The sequence below is a fragment of the Xenorhabdus santafensis genome, from assembly GCF_033949405.1.
GTDB lineage: Bacteria > Pseudomonadota > Gammaproteobacteria > Enterobacterales > Enterobacteriaceae > Xenorhabdus > Xenorhabdus santafensis.
In genome coordinates this window covers 1-16,126 of the sequence record NZ_VCDN01000040.1, presented here as the reverse complement: position 1 = coordinate 16,126, position 16,126 = coordinate 1, and the positions used below count along the sequence as shown (strand labels likewise).

Annotated in this window: 15 protein-coding genes and 3 tRNA genes; all 18 read left to right on the top strand. The window is 45.0% G+C overall.

Annotated features, from left to right (window positions below):
• Positions 1 to 71: 71 nt before the first annotated feature.
• The 18 genes from sucA to FE392_RS10380 all read left to right on the top strand — a co-directional run bounded on the left by sucA (position 72) and on the right by FE392_RS10380 (position 16,122).
• Positions 72 to 2,879, top strand: coding sequence for a 2-oxoglutarate dehydrogenase E1 component (gene sucA / locus FE392_RS10465; protein WP_319930166.1), 2,808 nt, complete (start codon positions 72 to 74; stop codon positions 2,877 to 2,879).
• Positions 2,880 to 2,892: 13 nt separating this feature from the next.
• Entirely contained in the window at positions 2,893 to 4,110 is a 1,218-nt protein-coding gene (gene odhB / locus FE392_RS10460; protein WP_319930165.1) for a 2-oxoglutarate dehydrogenase complex dihydrolipoyllysine-residue succinyltransferase, read from the top strand.
• A gap of 162 nt (positions 4,111 to 4,272) precedes the next feature.
• On the top strand, positions 4,273 to 5,439 hold the full coding sequence (sucC, locus tag FE392_RS10455) for an ADP-forming succinate--CoA ligase subunit beta (protein WP_319930164.1): 1,167 nt from the start codon (positions 4,273 to 4,275) through the stop codon (positions 5,437 to 5,439).
• The gene (gene sucD, locus FE392_RS10450; protein ID WP_319930163.1) at positions 5,439 to 6,308 is read left to right on the top strand and encodes a succinate--CoA ligase subunit alpha; all 870 of its coding nucleotides are present in this window, start codon (positions 5,439 to 5,441) and stop codon (positions 6,306 to 6,308) included. Before sucC ends, sucD begins: the two co-directional genes overlap by 1 nt.
• A 645-nt stretch (positions 6,309 to 6,953) precedes the next feature.
• Positions 6,954 to 8,525 (top strand): cytochrome ubiquinol oxidase subunit I, encoded by a 1,572-nt coding sequence (cydA, locus tag FE392_RS10445; RefSeq protein WP_319930162.1) that lies wholly within the window; start codon positions 6,954 to 6,956, stop codon positions 8,523 to 8,525.
• A gap of 14 nt (positions 8,526 to 8,539) precedes the next feature.
• Positions 8,540 to 9,679, top strand: coding sequence for a cytochrome d ubiquinol oxidase subunit II (gene cydB, locus FE392_RS10440; protein WP_319930161.1), 1,140 nt, complete (start codon positions 8,540 to 8,542; stop codon positions 9,677 to 9,679).
• Between the two features lie 11 nt (positions 9,680 to 9,690).
• Positions 9,691 to 9,792 (top strand): cytochrome bd-I oxidase subunit CydX, encoded by a 102-nt coding sequence (gene cydX / locus FE392_RS10435; RefSeq protein ID WP_092507258.1) that lies wholly within the window; start codon positions 9,691 to 9,693, stop codon positions 9,790 to 9,792.
• Between the two features lie 15 nt (positions 9,793 to 9,807).
• Positions 9,808 to 10,095 carry a cyd operon protein YbgE gene (gene ybgE / locus FE392_RS10430; RefSeq protein WP_319930160.1) on the top strand — a complete coding sequence of 96 codons (288 nt, stop codon included), beginning with the start codon at positions 9,808 to 9,810 and terminating at the stop codon, positions 10,093 to 10,095.
• A 114-nt stretch (positions 10,096 to 10,209) separates the two neighbouring features.
• Positions 10,210 to 10,614 (top strand): tol-pal system-associated acyl-CoA thioesterase, encoded by a 405-nt coding sequence (ybgC, locus tag FE392_RS10425; protein ID WP_319930159.1) that lies wholly within the window; start codon positions 10,210 to 10,212, stop codon positions 10,612 to 10,614.
• Positions 10,611 to 11,300, top strand: coding sequence for a Tol-Pal system protein TolQ (tolQ, locus tag FE392_RS10420; protein WP_319930158.1), 690 nt, complete (start codon positions 10,611 to 10,613; stop codon positions 11,298 to 11,300). Before ybgC ends, tolQ begins: the two co-directional genes overlap by 4 nt.
• A gap of 23 nt (positions 11,301 to 11,323) precedes the next feature.
• Complete coding sequence (tolR, locus tag FE392_RS10415) at positions 11,324 to 11,749, top strand: colicin uptake protein TolR (protein WP_319930157.1); 426 nt, start codon at positions 11,324 to 11,326, stop codon at positions 11,747 to 11,749.
• 41 nt (positions 11,750 to 11,790) lie between these two features.
• Complete coding sequence (gene tolA, locus FE392_RS10410) at positions 11,791 to 12,864, top strand: cell envelope integrity protein TolA (protein WP_319930156.1); 1,074 nt, start codon at positions 11,791 to 11,793, stop codon at positions 12,862 to 12,864.
• Between the two features lie 185 nt (positions 12,865 to 13,049).
• Positions 13,050 to 14,348: a Tol-Pal system beta propeller repeat protein TolB gene (tolB, locus tag FE392_RS10405; protein ID WP_319930205.1), complete on the top strand. Its 1,299-nt coding sequence runs from the start codon at positions 13,050 to 13,052 to the stop codon at positions 14,346 to 14,348.
• 42 nt (positions 14,349 to 14,390) lie between these two features.
• Complete coding sequence (gene pal, locus FE392_RS10400; RefSeq protein ID WP_319930155.1) at positions 14,391 to 14,894, top strand: peptidoglycan-associated lipoprotein Pal; 504 nt, start codon at positions 14,391 to 14,393, stop codon at positions 14,892 to 14,894.
• 9 nt (positions 14,895 to 14,903) lie between these two features.
• Positions 14,904 to 15,689: a cell division protein CpoB gene (cpoB, locus tag FE392_RS10395; protein ID WP_319930154.1), complete on the top strand. Its 786-nt coding sequence runs from the start codon at positions 14,904 to 14,906 to the stop codon at positions 15,687 to 15,689.
• A 156-nt stretch (positions 15,690 to 15,845) separates the two neighbouring features.
• Positions 15,846 to 15,921 (top strand) — tRNA-Lys (locus tag FE392_RS10390).
• A 30-nt stretch (positions 15,922 to 15,951) separates the two neighbouring features.
• A tRNA-Lys gene (locus FE392_RS10385) sits at positions 15,952 to 16,027 on the top strand.
• A 36-nt stretch (positions 16,028 to 16,063) separates the two neighbouring features.
• Positions 16,064 to 16,122, top strand: a tRNA-Lys gene (locus FE392_RS10380).
• Positions 16,123 to 16,126: the final 4 nt, after the last annotated feature.

Here is a 16,126-nt window from a genome sequence, read left to right as displayed (position 1 = left end):
CAACACCGCTAATTAAGCGGTATTTGTTAACCACGGCGAAAACTAAGGCTTTTAAAGCTTAAGGGATCACAATGCAGAACGGCGCAATGAAGGACTGGCTGGACTCAAGCTTTCTGGCTGGTGCAAACCAGTCTTACATAGAGCAAATCTATGAAGACTATATAACCGATCCTAATTCTGTTGATGCAAGTTGGAGAGAAATTTTCCAACAATTACCGGATGTAGGACTTAGCGGGGAACAACTTCACTCACAGACACGTGATTACTTCCGTCGTCTGGCAAAGGATACCACACGTTACCACACTTCCGTCAGCGATCCAGCAATGGATTCAAAGCAAGTCAAAGTATTGCAGCTTATCAATGCATTCCGCTTCCGCGGACATCAACATGCAACTCTTGATCCATTGGGATTATGGAAACAGGAACCTGTACCGGATCTCGATCCTGCTTTCCATAATTTAACAGCGGCTGACTTCGAAGAAACGTTTAATGTGGGCTCTTTTGCCATTGGTAAAGAGACGATGAAATTGGCTGATCTGTATGACGCACTGAAGCGCATTTATTGCGGCTCAATTGGTGCGGAATATATGCATATCACCAATACGGAAGAAAAACGTTGGATTCAGCAACGTCTGGAATCTGTGGTAGTAAGCTCTCAATTCAATGCAGAAGAAAAGCGTCGCTTCTTGAAAGAGCTAACATCGGCAGAAGGCCTGGAGCGTTATTTAGGTGCTAAATTCCCTGGAGCGAAACGTTTCTCCTTGGAAGGTGATGATGCGCTTATTCCAATGCTGAAAGAGTTGGTGCGACACGCTGGTAAACAAGACACCCGTGAAGTTGTTCTGGGAATGGCTCACCGTGGGCGCCTCAATGTTCTGGTCAATTTATTGGGTAAAAAACCTGCTGATCTGTTTGATGAATTTTCAGGTAAGCATAAAGAACATTTGGGTACCGGTGATGTTAAATACCACCAAGGTTTCTCTTCCGATTTTGAAACGGAAGGGGGGTTAGTACATCTGGCCTTGGCCTTTAACCCATCCCACCTTGAAATTGTCAGCCCGGTTGTCATTGGCTCCGTTCGTGCCCGTCGTGATCGTCTTGATGAAGGTCGCAGTAACATGGTTCTGCCGGTCACCATCCATGGTGATGCAGCAATCACAGGGCAGGGGATTGTTCAGGAAACACTGAACATGTCTCAGGCTCGTGGTTATGAAGTTGGCGGTACAATCCGCATCGTCGTTAACAACCAGATTGGTTTTACGACTTCTAATCCGAAAGATTCACGCTCAACACAATATTGTACTGATATTGTGAAAATGGTTCAGGCGCCGATTTTCCACGTTAATGCAGATGATCCAGAAGCGGTGGCATTTGTTACTCGCCTGGCGCTTGATTTCCGTAACACCTTCAAACGTGATGTTATGATCGATCTGGTTGGTTACCGTCGCCACGGTCATAACGAAGCTGATGAGCCAAGTGCAACTCAGCCATTGATGTACCAGCAAATCAAAAAGCAGCCAACCGCTCGTAAAATCTATGCAGATAAACTGATAAATGAAGGTTTACTGTCTGCTAATGAAGTGACTGAGATGGCTAATCTGTATCGTGATATGTTGGATCATGGTGATTGTGTTGTTGATGAATGGCGTCCAATGGGGCTGCATTCATTCACATGGGAACCTTATCTGAATCACGAATGGGATCAAGACTACCCGAATAAAGTGGATATGAATCGTCTGCAAGATCTCGGTAGACGTATCAGTGACATTCCGGCTGCAGTAGAAATGCACTCACGTGTTGCCAAAATTTATGGTGACCGTGCAGAAATGGCCAATGGTAATAAACTGCTCGACTGGGGTGGCGCGGAAACATTGGCATACGCAACCTTGGTTGATGAAGGCATTCCTGTTCGTCTTTCTGGTGAAGATGCAGGCCGTGGTACTTTCTTCCATCGTCATGCTGTTATCCACAACCAAATCGACGCCTCTGTTTATGTACCATTGGCAAATATTCACAATGGTCAAGGCCCATTTAGAGTATGGGACTCCGTGCTTTCAGAGGAAGCCGTACTGGCATTTGAATACGGCTATGCAACAACAGAGCCGCGCTCCCTGACGATTTGGGAAGCTCAGTTTGGTGACTTTGCCAACGTGGCTCAGGTTGTGATTGACCAGTTCATCAGCTCCGGCGAACAGAAATGGGGCCGCATGTGTGGTCTGGTTATGTTGTTGCCACACGGCTATGAAGGCCAAGGGCCAGAGCACTCCTCAGCACGTTTGGAACGCTTCCTGCAACTGTGCGCAGAGCAAAACATGCAGGTTTGTGTACCTTCAACCCCAGCTCAGGTTTATCACATGCTGCGCCGTCAGGCCCTGCGTGGTATGCGCCGCCCACTTATCGTTATGTCACCTAAATCACTGCTGCGTCATCCATTGGCTGTATCTAGTCTGGATGAATTGGCTGACGGTAAATTTGAACCTGTAATCGGTGAAATCGATAATCTGGATCCGAAAGGCGTTAAACGCGTAGTGCTGTGTTCCGGTAAAGTTTATTACGATCTGCTAGAACAACGTCGTAAGAATGAACAAACTGATGTCGCTATCGTGCGTATCGAACAGCTGTACCCATTCCCACGTCAGCACTTGCAGGCTCAACTAGAGCAGTTCGCCCATGTTCATGACTTTGTCTGGTGTCAGGAAGAGCCATTGAACCAAGGGGCTTGGTATTGTAGTCAACATAATTTCCGTGAAGCTATCCCATTTGGGGCATCTTTACGTTATGCAGGTCGTCCGGCATCTGCATCCCCAGCTGTGGGATATACGTCTGTTCACCAGCAGCAACAGCAAGCACTGGTTGATGACGCACTGAACGTTGAATAAATAAGGATAGAAAATGAGTAGCGTAGAAATTCTGGTTCCAGACCTCCCTGAATCTGTTGCTGATGCCACCGTTGCAACATGGCATAAAAAACCAGGTGACACCATTGAGCGTGACGATGTGCTGGTTGAAATTGAGACTGACAAAGTTGTTCTGGAAGTCCCTGCAAGTGAAGCGGGTGTTCTGGAAGCGATTGTAGAAGAAGAAGGTGCCACAGTATTGTCCAGACAATTACTTGGCCGCATCCGTTTGGGTGACAACACTGGCAAGCCTGCTGATGTAAAAGAAAAAGCAGAAGCAACTCCAGCGCAGCGCCAGACCGCTTCTTTGGAAGAAGAGAGCAACGACGCACTTAGCCCTGCTGTTCGCCGCTTGATTGCAGAGCACGATTTAGATCCATCTGCAATTAAAGGCAGTGGCGTTGGCGGACGTATTGTCCGTGAAGATGTTGAAAAATACATCGCTGAGAATAAAAAAGAAAGCGGCAAGCCTGCTGCATCAGCATCTGTGGCACAGCAATCTGCATTGCCACACCGCAGCGAAAAACGTGTACCGATGACACGTTTGCGCAAGCGTGTTGCAGAGCGTTTGCTGGAAGCGAAAAACAACACCGCAATGTTGACGACTTTCAATGAAGTCAACATGAAGCCAATTCAGGAATTGCGTAAGCAGTATGGCGATGCATTTGAAAAACGTCATGGCATGCGTTTGGGTTTCATGTCTTTCTATGTGAAAGCGGTTGTTGAAGCGCTGAAACGCTACCCAGAAGTTAACGCTTCCATTGATGGTACTGACGTGGTTTACCACAACTATTTTGATATCAGCATTGCAGTATCTACACCTCGTGGTCTGGTTACACCTGTATTGCGTGATGCAGATGCACTGAGCATGGCTGAAATCGAGAAAAACATCAAAGAGCTGGCTATCAAAGGCCGCGACGGTAAGCTGACTGTTGAAGAACTCACCGGTGGTAATTTCACTATTACCAATGGCGGTGTTTTCGGTTCTCTGATGTCCACCCCGATCATTAACCCACCACAAAGTGCGATCCTTGGCATGCATGCCATCAAAGATCGTCCAATGGCAGTAAATGGTCAGGTTGAGATCCTCCCAATGATGTATCTGGCACTGTCTTATGACCACCGTCTGATTGACGGACGTGAGTCTGTAGGCTTCCTGGTGACCATCAAAGAAATGCTGGAAGATCCAACACGTTTGTTGCTGGATGTATAGCATCACTTCCGGCGGAAAATGTTGAAATCCGCCAAGTCTGAAGTAGTACGACGTTGATGTAAAAATGTATATGCAGGCCAGTCCCTTTGGGGCTGGTCATATCCAGAGCAACAATATAGAAGGTAATTTACCTTTCTTAGATAAAATTATGGATAGAACATCATGAATTTACACGAGTATCAGGCAAAACAACTTTTTGCACGGTATGGTTTACCAGCACCAGCTGGTTATGCTTGTACCACACCGCGCGAAGCAGAAGAAGCAGCATCAAAGATTGGTTCAGGCCCTTGGGTCGTTAAATGTCAGGTTCATGCAGGCGGTCGCGGTAAGGCTGGTGGCGTGAAAGTCGTCAACAGCAAGGAAGATATCCGTGCTTTTGCCGAACAATGGCTAGGTAAACGACTGGTCACTTACCAGACAGATGCACAGGGTCAGCCTGTTCATCAGATTTTGGTAGAAGGTGCAACCGATATTGCCAAAGAGCTGTATCTTGGCGCTGTTGTTGATCGTGGTACACGTCGTGTAGTATTCATGGCCTCTACTGAAGGTGGTGTCGAAATAGAAAAAGTGGCGGAAGAAACGCCCGAGCTAATTCATAAAGCAATCATCGACCCACTGACTGGCCCTATGCCGTATCAAGGCCGTGAATTAGCATTCAAACTCGGTTTGACTGGTAAACAGATTGGCCAATTCACCAACATTTTCCTGGGATTGGCAAAGCTGTTCCTGGAGCGTGATTTGGCAATGGTTGAAATCAACCCGCTGGTTATCACTACCCAAGGTGAACTCGTCTGTCTGGATGGGAAATTGGGTGCAGATGGCAACGCTATGTTCCGTCAGGCCGAATTGCGTGAAATGCACGATCCTTCACAAGAAGATCCACGTGAAGCTCAGGCTGCACAATGGGAACTGAATTACGTTGCTTTGGATGGCAACATCGGATGTATGGTAAATGGTGCTGGTTTGGCAATGGGAACTATGGACATTGTTAAGCTGCACGGTGGCGCACCGGCAAACTTCCTTGATGTAGGTGGTGGTGCGACAAAAGAGCGTGTTACTGAAGCATTCAAGATAATCTTGTCTGATGAAAATGTGAAAGCTGTTTTTGTAAACATTTTTGGTGGTATCGTCCGTTGTGACCTGATTGCTGACGGTATTATTGGTGCGGTGGAAGAAGTGGGTGTTAACGTACCGGTAGTCGTTCGTCTGGAAGGGAATAATGCTGAACTGGGTGCCAAAAAACTGGCTGACAGTGGCTTGAACATCATCGCCGCGACCAGTTTGACAGACGCAGCTAAACAGGCAGTAGCAGCAGCGGGGAACAAATAATGTCTATTTTAATCGATAAAAACACCAAAGTGATTTGTCAGGGCTTCACTGGCAGCCAAGGTACTTTCCATTCTGAACAAGCGATTGCTTACGGCACACAAATGGTTGGTGGTGTAACGCCAGGTAAAGGCGGCACTGAGCATCTGGGTCTGCCGGTATTCAATACCGTGCGTGAAGCCGTTGAAGCCACTGGTGCGACAGCTTCTGTCATCTATGTTCCGGCTCCATTCTGTAAAGATTCTATTCTGGAAGCGATTGAAGCGGGCATTAAGCTTATCATCACTATTACAGAAGGCATTCCGACACTAGATATGCTGACAGTGAAGGTGAAACTGGATCAGGCCGGTGTTCGCATGATAGGCCCTAACTGCCCGGGCGTTATTACTCCTGATGAATGTAAGATTGGCATCATGCCTGGCCACATTCATAAAGCAGGTAAAGTTGGTATCGTATCCCGTTCCGGTACATTGACTTATGAAGCAGTTAAACAGACGACTGATGCCGGTTTAGGCCAATCTACTTGTGTTGGTATTGGTGGTGACCCAATCCCAGGCTCAAACTTTATCGACATCCTGAAGCTGTTCCAAGAAGATCCACAGACAGAAGCCATTGTCATGATTGGTGAAATCGGTGGTACAGCAGAAGAAGAAGCCGCAGCTTATATCAAAGATCATGTAACGAAACCTGTCGTTGCTTACATTGCGGGTGTAACAGCACCTAAAGGTAAACGTATGGGCCATGCCGGAGCAATTATCGCTGGTGGTAAAGGTACAGCAGATGAGAAGTTTGCTGCACTGGAAGCCGCAGGTGTGAAGACTGTTCGTAGTCTTGCTGACATTGGTGATGCAGTAAAAGAGCTGCTGGTATAACCTGTTACAAAGTAAGTTGTTTTTATGAAAAAAGGCCGCCATTGGGCGGCCTTTTATTTTTATTTATAGTGTTAACAGTGGGTTAGTTAATTTATTTAAAGCGTTATTTTTAAATTTAATTGAACTGACTTTAGCGACTTAATTTATTTTATGAATTTAAATTTAATTATAGAAAAAATATATTTTTTTGGCGAATGAAAACGAAAAGTTAATTTTTAAATGAGTTTTACAGCAAAAGATAAATTAAAAGACATCGTGGATAACAAATTATTAACACATAATATACGATAATGAAATAATAGCTGAAATGATTAACAAGGTGTATGAAAAATTGATTGAAATCAAATTATTAACGAGAAATATGTTCGCTAAACATGAGTAATTTGATCTACTATATATAGATATTAGGTTGGAAAATTACGGCATTGTTGACCTATATTCAGAATTCTAAGCTGAATCACGTAAAATTTATTTATTGTGTGGGAATATAGGCGTAATATTATTGTGGTATCTACTGAGTTTTTGATTTAGTTAATAATTAATTATTTTGTTTTAGGCATTTATTGCTGGTAGTTACGAGGCTTGCATTTTGCAAAGTCGGGTTGCCGCAAGTCGGTGTCTTCCTGCTAGGAGCAAGGAGTCAAGATGTTTGATATTGTCGAACTGTCACGATTACAGTTTGCCTTAACTGCTATGTATCATTTCCTGTTTGTACCATTGACGCTCGGTATGGCGTTTTTGCTTGCGATTATGGAAACGGTATATGTCCTGTCTGGCAAACAGATATACAAAGATATGACAAAATTCTGGGGTAAGTTATTTGGTATTAACTTTGCTCTGGGTGTCGCAACAGGCTTGACCATGGAGTTCCAATTCGGGACTAACTGGTCATATTTCTCACACTATGTTGGTGATATTTTTGGTGCACCGCTGGCTATCGAAGGTTTGATGGCTTTCTTCCTTGAATCCACATTTGTCGGTCTATTTTTCTTCGGATGGGATCGTCTGAGCAAGAAACAGCACTTGGCGGTTACCTGGCTGGTTGCATTGGGCTCTAACTTCTCTGCACTGTGGATTCTGGTTGCAAATGGTTGGATGCAAAACCCGATTGCCTCTGATTTCAACTTCGAAACCATGCGAATGGAAATGGTGAGCTTTAGCGAACTGGTACTGAACCCGGTAGCACAGGTGAAATTCGTTCATACTGTTGCGGCGGGCTACGTTACAGGCGCTGTTTTTGTTCTAGGTATCAGCTCTTATTACCTGCTTAAAGCACGTGACGTTGCATTTGCTAAGCGTTCTTTCGCAATTGCTGCAAGTTTTGGTATGGCTGCAGTCCTGTCTGTTATCGTACTGGGTGATGAATCCGGATATGAAATGGGGGACGTGCAGAAAACCAAGCTGGCTGCGATTGAGGCAGAATGGGAAACTCAGCCACCTCCAGCCTCGTTCACACTGATTGGTATTCCTGATCAGGACACGATGGAAAACAAATATTCCATCCAAATTCCTTACGTTTTAGGTTTGATTGCTACTCGTTCCACAGATACGCCAGTTGTTGGCTTGCGTGATCTGATGGGCCAGCATGAGCAGCGTATCCGTAACGGTATCAAGGCATATGAATTATTGGAAGAACTGCGTTCAGGCAATACTGATCCTAGCGTACGCAGTGCATTCAATGAGAGCAAAAAAGACCTTGGCTACGGCATGCTCCTCAAGCGTTATACCGAAAATGTCACTGATGCAACCGAAGCACAGATTGAAGCTGCAACCAAAGATTCTATCCCACGTGTAGCGCCGCTTTATTTCGCATTCCGCATCATGGTTGCCGCCGGTTTTCTCATGTTGCTGGTTATCGGCCTGTCATTCCTGAGCGTTATCCGCAATCGCATCGGTCAGCACAAATGGTTACTGAAAGCAGCACTGTTCAGCATTCCATTGCCTTGGATCGCTGTTGAAGCAGGGTGGTTTGTTGCTGAATATGGCCGGCAGCCTTGGGCGATCGGTGAAGTTCTGCCAACTGCTGTTGCAACCTCGACACGCAGTGTCAGCGATCTGATTTTCTCAATGGCACTGATTTGTGGCCTATATACCTTGTTCTTGATTGCAGAAATGTTCCTGATGTTCAAATTTGCCCGCCTTGGCCCAAGTAGCCTTAAGACCGGACGTTATCATTTTGAACAAAAAACAGCTTCTTCAGCGAACAATAATGAGTAAGCAGGAGTCCACTTATGCTTGATTATGATGTATTACGATTTATATGGTGGCTGCTGATTGGTGTGTTACTAATCGGGTTTGCCGTAACCGATGGTTTTGATATGGGTGTTGGTATCCTGCTGAAAATTATCGGCAAAAACGATATTGAACGCCGTATTATGATCAACTCCATTGCGCCACATTGGGATGGTAATCAGGTTTGGTTAATTACAGCGGGGGGCGCGTTATTCGCTGCGTGGCCAGCAGTATATGCGGCTGCTTTCTCCGGTTTCTATGTTGCTATGATCCTGGTTCTGGCTGCACTTTTTTTCCGTCCAATCGGTTTTGATTACCGTTCAAAATTGGAAAACAATAAATGGCGCAGTATGTGGGACTGGGGCATCCTGATCGGGAGCTTTGTACCGCCATTGGTCATCGGTGTTGCATTTGGTAATTTGTTGCAAGGTGTACCGCTGGCAATAGATATCGATCAGCGTGTTTCCTATGAAGGTTCATTCTTTGGATTATTGAATCCGTATGGCCTTCTGGCAGGTATTATCAGCCTGATGATGATCGTGACACAAGGTGCAACTTACCTGCAAATGCGTACACACGGCGAATTGCACTTGCGTGCTCGTACAGCGACCCATGTGTGTGCACTCATTACTGCTGTTGCATTCGTGCTGGCGGGTATCTGGCTGGTTTATGGTATCGATGGTTATGTTGTGACGGGTGGCCTGGATGTCAATGGTGTATCTAACCCATTGCATAAAGAAGTGGTCAAACAGGCAGGGGCATGGCTTATTAACTTCAATAATTACCCTGCATTGTGGGCGATACCTGCATTGGGTGTCGTTTTCCCTCTGCTGACAATGCTGGTGACCAAACTGGATAAAGGTGGTTGGGCGTTCCTGTTCTCATCATTGACTGTCGCTTGCATTATCTTGACTTCAGGTATTGCCATGTTCCCGTTTGTGATGCCATCAAGCCTTGACCCAAATGTTAGCTTGACTATGTGGGATGCGACATCCAGCCAATGGACGTTGCAAATCATGTTCGTTGTTGCGCTTATCTTTGTTCCTATCGTTCTGTCTTACACCATTTGGTGTTACTACAAAACTTTCGGGCGTTTGGATAAGAACTACATTGAAAACAACAAACAATCTCTGTACTAAGGAGCATAGGCATGTGGTATTTTGCTTGGATTCTCGGCACGCTTTTAGCTTGTAGCTTTGCAATCATTGCAGCTTTGGCGCTTGAGCATAATGAATCAAAAAACAGCGATTGAGAGTGACAAAAAATAATGTTGGCTGATAAATGCTACCAACTTATGGATAAAGGCCTGCTGAGGGCCTTTATCCTCATAATGGCTTTGGCGCTTGCGTCATGCATGTTTTGGGAGCCTTCACGTTTTGCTGCCAACACCAGTTCATTACAGATGTGGCAAGGGCTTTTATTGATCTGGGCGGTTTGCTCTGGCGTGACTTTTGGTGTTGGTTTCCATCCTAAGCGTATTATTTGGCGCCTATTTTTTCATCCATTACCTGCACTTTTTATTCTTCTTTCTGGCTTATATCATTTCTTTAAGTAAACTAATTATAATTTTATAGGCTATTGGCTTATAAAATTTTTTTATTAACGGATCATTCCAAAGCGCTATTGTCTTGAGTATAGTGGCAGCGTCAATTCGCCTAATTAGGATTATATGAGTAATATGTTGTTCCGTTGGCCTATCCGTGTTTACTACGAAGACACTGATGCTAGTGGTGTGGTCTATCACGCACGATATTTGGTCTTTTACGAAAGAGCTCGTACAGAGATGCTGCGTGCAAAAGGCTTTCACCAACAGTATATGCTAGATGAGCAAGTTGGCTTTGTTGTCAGCCGCATGACTATTGACTACCGGAAACCGGCAAAACTGGATGATCAGCTGGTTGTTGAAAGCGAAATTACGAATATTCGTGGCGCTTCTCTGACATTTATTCAACGAATTGTTGATAGTAATGGCATCGTTGTCAGTAGCGCAGAATGTTTAGTTGTCTGTGTTAATTCATCTCAAATGAAGCCTATTGCGCTTCCAAAGTCTATTGTCGCGGAGTTTAAGCAGTGACTGACATGAACATCCTTGATTTATTCCTTAAGGCAGGCTTCTTAGTGCAGCTAATCATGTTGATTCTGATTGGCTTTTCTATTGCTTCCTGGGCAATCATCATTCAACGAACCAAAATCCTTAACGTGGCAAGCCGTGAGGCAGAAGCATTTGAGGACAAATTTTGGTCGGGCATTGAATTATCTCGTCTTTATAAAGAAAGTCAGTCACGCCGTGATTCATTAAGTGGCACTGAGCAGATTTTCCATTCTGGTTTTAAAGAATTTGCGCGTTTGCATCAGGCAAATAGTCATGCTCCGGAAGCTGTCATTACAGGCGCTTCGCGTGCAATGCGCATTTCATTGAACCGTGAACTGGAAACACTGGAAAACCATATCCCATTTTTGGGAACAGTGGGTTCAATCAGCCCTTATATTGGTCTGTTTGGCACAGTTTGGGGAATTATGCATGCATTTATTGCGTTGGGTTCCGTAAAACAGGCGACTTTGCAAATGGTTGCGCCGGGTATTGCCGAAGCCTTGATTGCTACGGCCATCGGTTTGTTTGCGGCAATTCCTGCGGTAATGGCATATAACCGTCTGAATCAACGTGTCAATAAGTTAGAACAAATCTACGATAACTTTATGGAAGAGTTTTTAGCCATTCTGCATCGTCAGGCTTTTGCTTCTAACACTAATAAGTCGTAAAGAATAGTAAGGGGAATCAGCGAATGGCGCGCACTCGTAGTCGCAGACGTGAGCTAAAATCCGAGATCAATATCGTTCCCTTGCTGGACGTGTTGCTGGTGTTGTTGCTCATTTTTATGGCAACTGCACCGATTATTACGCAAAGTGTTGAAGTCGATTTACCTGATTCGGTGGATTCAAAAACAGTCTCTACCACTGATAATCCGCCAGTTATTGTCGAGGTTGCCGGGGTAGGGCAGTACAACATGGTTGTTAATCAGGAACGGCTGGAATTATTACCTGAACAACAAATTGTTGCGGAAGCCCAGACCTTGATGAAGGACAACCCTAAAACAGTTTTCTTGATTGGTGGTTCTAAGGAAGTTCCTTATGATGAAATAATCAAGGCACTGAATATGCTTCGTCAGGCAGGCGTAAAATCGGTGGGTTTAATGACCCAGCCAATCTGAGCCTAACGGCAGCTATCACTTAAAGTTTTTGGATGTCGAGAGTGGGAAAGACAAACGAACAAAACAACAAGTTGAATCGTGCCATTATCATTTCGGTAATTTTGCACATTATCCTGATCGGTTTTTTGATTTGGGGTTCTTTGGTGCAGAAAACAGAAATGGGCGGCGGCGGTGAAAATGGCTCTGTCATTGATGCGGTTATGGTCGATCCGAATGCGGTAGTTCAACAATATAATCAGAAGCAGCAGCAAGAAGCCAATGCAAAATTAGCTGAGCAACAAAGAAAGAAAAAAGCTGAGCAGCAAGCGGCAGAATTGCGAACAAAGCAGGCAGAAGAGCAAGAGCGTCTGAAAGCGGCTGAAGAAGAACGGATTAAAGCACAGCAGGCGGCTGAAACTCAGAAAAAACAGGCGGATGCAGCAGCAGCTAAAGCACGTGAAGAGCAGAAGCTGGCTGAAGAAGCTGCCGCAAAAGCCGTGGCAGAAAAAGAACGAATTTTAAAAGAACAGGCTGACGCTCGACAAAAAGCAGAAGCCCAGGCAAAGAAAGAGGCTGAGGAAGCAGCCAAACGTAAAGCGGCTGCTGAGGCTAAAGCGGAAGCCGATGCTAAGGCTAAAGCCGCTGCGGAAGCCAAAGTAAAAGCCGAAGCTAAAGCCAAGGCAGAAGCTGAGGCCAAAGCTAAAGCAGAAGCGAAGGCAAAAGCCAAAGCGAAGGCTGAGGATGCAAAACAGTCTCAAGCGGTTGATGATTTATTAGGTGGATTAACATCCAATGCTCCTAAGCAGGGTGGCGCAACTGCCGCAGGAAGAGGCGGTGGTAAGAAAAGCGGCGCTTCTGAATCGGATATCAATAATTACAAAGGACAAATTCAGGCAGCAATCCAGAGTAAGTTTGTCGATCCAGATTTGTATATTGGCCGCACTTGTGATTTGGATATAAAGTTGGCACCAGATGGGTTATTGATTGATATTAAAGCCAAATCAGGTGATCCGGCATTATGTCAGGCCGCACTTTCCGCTGCTAATCAGGCGAAAAAGATGCCGCGTCCACCAAGCAAAGAGATTTATGAGCACTTTAAGAGTTTCACTCTGGAATTTAAGCCTCAGGTAAGGTAAATATCTGCTGTGTAAACCTTATTTGCTAGTTTAATTGTCGAATAATTTATATGAACAAACAAAATTATTAGATTTTATTTAGGTATCTAGTTTTGTTTGTTGGCGTTTGTTAGAATCCGGCGGATTATTGCGGGTAGACAAAAAATCGCGATAAGGGAGAGATGATGAAGCAAACTTTTGAACAAATGTTTAAACAGAAGTTTAGAATAATACTGGGCTTTCTGATGATGTGGACTGCGCTTGCTCATGCAGAAGTTCGTATTGAAATCACACAGGGTGTCGATTCTGCCCGTCCAATTGGAGTTGTTCCATTTAAATGGACTGGTGAAGGCAACGCGCCTGAAGATATGAGCGGAATTATTGCTGCGGACTTGAGAAATAGTGGGAAATTCAGCCCCATTGATTCTACCCGCATGCCACAGCAGCCGGCTACTGCATCAGAGGTAACTCCTGCAGCATGGTCTGCCCTTGGCATTGACGCTGTTGTTGTTGGGCGTATTCAGCCAAGCGCCGATGGTAAGTACCTTATTTCGTATCAACTTGTTGATACCGCGGGTGCGCCAGGAACAATTTTAGAACAAAATCAGTTCCCAATAGAGAAAAAATGGTTGCGATATGCTGCCCATACAGTCAGTGATCAGGTTTTTGAAAAACTGACCGGCATTAAAGGTGCGTTCCGTACTCGCATCGCTTACGTCGTCACACATGGCGCAGATACTAAATATCCATATGAGTTATATGTCTCTGATTATGACGGCTATAACCAAACTCGGGTATATCGTTCACCTCAGCCATTGATGTCGCCAGCATGGTCACCTGATGGTTCCCAATTGGCGTATGTTACATTTGAAAGCGGTCGTTCTGCGCTGGTTATTCAGAACTTAGCAACAAGGGCTATTCGCCAAGTTGCTTCATTCCCCCGCCATAACGGTGCGCCTGCGTTTTCCCCAGATGGGACAAAACTGGCTTATGCGTTATCTAAAACGGGTAGTTTGAATCTTTATGTGATGGATTTGGCTTCTGGTCAAACCCGTCAGGTTACTGATGGCCGCAGTAATAATACTGAGCCAAGCTGGATGCCGGATAGTCAGACTCTGGTCTACACCTCAGATCAGGGCGGTCGTCCACAGCTTTATAAAATAAATATTAATGGCGGTGCTCCACAACGCCTAACTTGGGAAGGATCACAAAACCAAGATGCAGATGTTAGCCCAGACGGTAGTTTTGTCGTTATGGTTAGCTCGGCAAGTGGCAGTCAGCACATCGCCAAACAGGATCTAGCTACGGGATCTGTCCAAATTTTGACGGATACGTTTCTGGATGAAACGCCGAGTATCGCACCTAATGGCACTATGGTGATTTATAGCTCCACTCAAGGGTGGGGAACTGTATTGCAGCTAGTTTCGACTGATGGGCGTTTCAAAGCGCGTCTTCCGGCTACCAACGGACAGGTAAAATCTCCTGCCTGGTCGCCGTATATGTGATGCATAATAATATGTATGGCAAACTATAAAAGGATCAAAGAGATGCAACTGAACAAAGTGCTAAAAGGGCTGATGTTAGCTTTACCAATCATGGCCGTGGCTGCGTGTAGTTCTAACAAAACTGGCAACAATGATCAGTCTGGTGTCAGCACTGTTGATAATTCTGCTAAAGCAGGTCTGTCTGCTGAAGAATTAGCACGTCAACAGATGCAAGACCTGCAAAACAACAATATCGTATACTTCGGTTTCGATAAATACGATATCAACAGCGAATTTGCTCAGATGCTGGATGCACACGCTGCATTCCTGCGCACTAACCCATCTTTTAAAGTGACTATCGAAGGTCATGCGGACGAACGTGGTACTCCAGAGTACAACATCGCTCTGGGCGAGCGTCGTGCGAACGCAGTGAAAATGTACCTGCAAGGCAAAGGCGTTTCTGCTGACCAGTTAGCTATCGTTTCTTATGGTAAAGAAAAGCCAGCTGTACTTGGTCATGACGAAGCAGCATACGCGAAAAACCGCCGTGCTGTAATCGTATACTAAGAGTAATGCATGAACAGTAACTTCAGACGTTATGTGTTGGGTCTGTCGTTATTGGTTGGCGTAGCGGCTCCTTGGGCCGCTACCGCCCGAGCGCCAATCAGTAATGTCGGCTCAGGCTCCACCGATGAGCGCCTCTCCCAATTAGAGCGTGTTTCTGACGCTCATAGTCAACTATTAACCCAACTTCAACAACAGCTTTCTGATTCTCAACGTGATATAGATACGCTCCGTGGTCAAATTCAGGAGAACCAATATCAATTAAGTCAGATCGTTGAACGGCAGAAAGATATTTATCTGCAACTGGATAAAATTGTCAATCCATCAAGCGCGGACAGTTCTGACAGTAAAGATTCTGGCAACAATAATGCTGCTCCTTCGACACCGCCTGCAAATAAACAATCCGCTGCACCAGCGAGTACGGGAAGTGAAAAGGGAGATTATGATGCTGCTGTTTCTTTGGCGCTCAACACCAAAGAATATGATAAATCAATTGCAGCACTTCAGAATTTCGTCAAAACCTATCCTAAGTCTAAATATTTGTCTAATGCCAATTATTGGCTGGGGCAATTGAATTACAACAAAGGAAAGAAAGACGACGCGGCTTATTATTTTGCAACGGTTGTGAAAGACTATCCTAAATCACAAAAAAGCAGTGATTCCCTGTATAAAATTGGTTTGATTATGCAGGAGAAGGGACAAAAAGATAAAGCCAAAGCCGTTTATCAACAAGTTGTGAAGCAATATTCTGGAACCAGTGCGGCAAAACTAGCCGAAAAAAAGCTTTCTGGAATGTAATAATTATCCCCGAAAGGTCACATATCGGTCTTTTCGGGGATGATTGAATGATTAATAGTCGCTTAAACAACTTTTCTAAAATAAACGTTGCACCACGCTGAGAAATCAGTAATATAAGCCGCCGTTGGCAGGGATAACTGCCAAACAGATTTAAATGGGTCGTTAGCTCAGTCGGTAGAGCAGTTGACTTTTAATCAATTGGTCGCAGGTTCGAATCCTGCACGACCCACCATTTAAATATCAAAATCAGAATTACCTAATTGGGTCGTTAGCTCAGTCGGTAGAGCAGTTGACTTTTAATCAATTGGTCGCAGGTTCGAATCCTGCACGACCCACCATTTAAATCCCCATTATGCACTCCCTAAATTGATTGTTAGCTCAGTCGGTAGAGCCGTTGACTTTTCATCAATGGGGCGCAGGTTCGAGCCGAGCGCAGC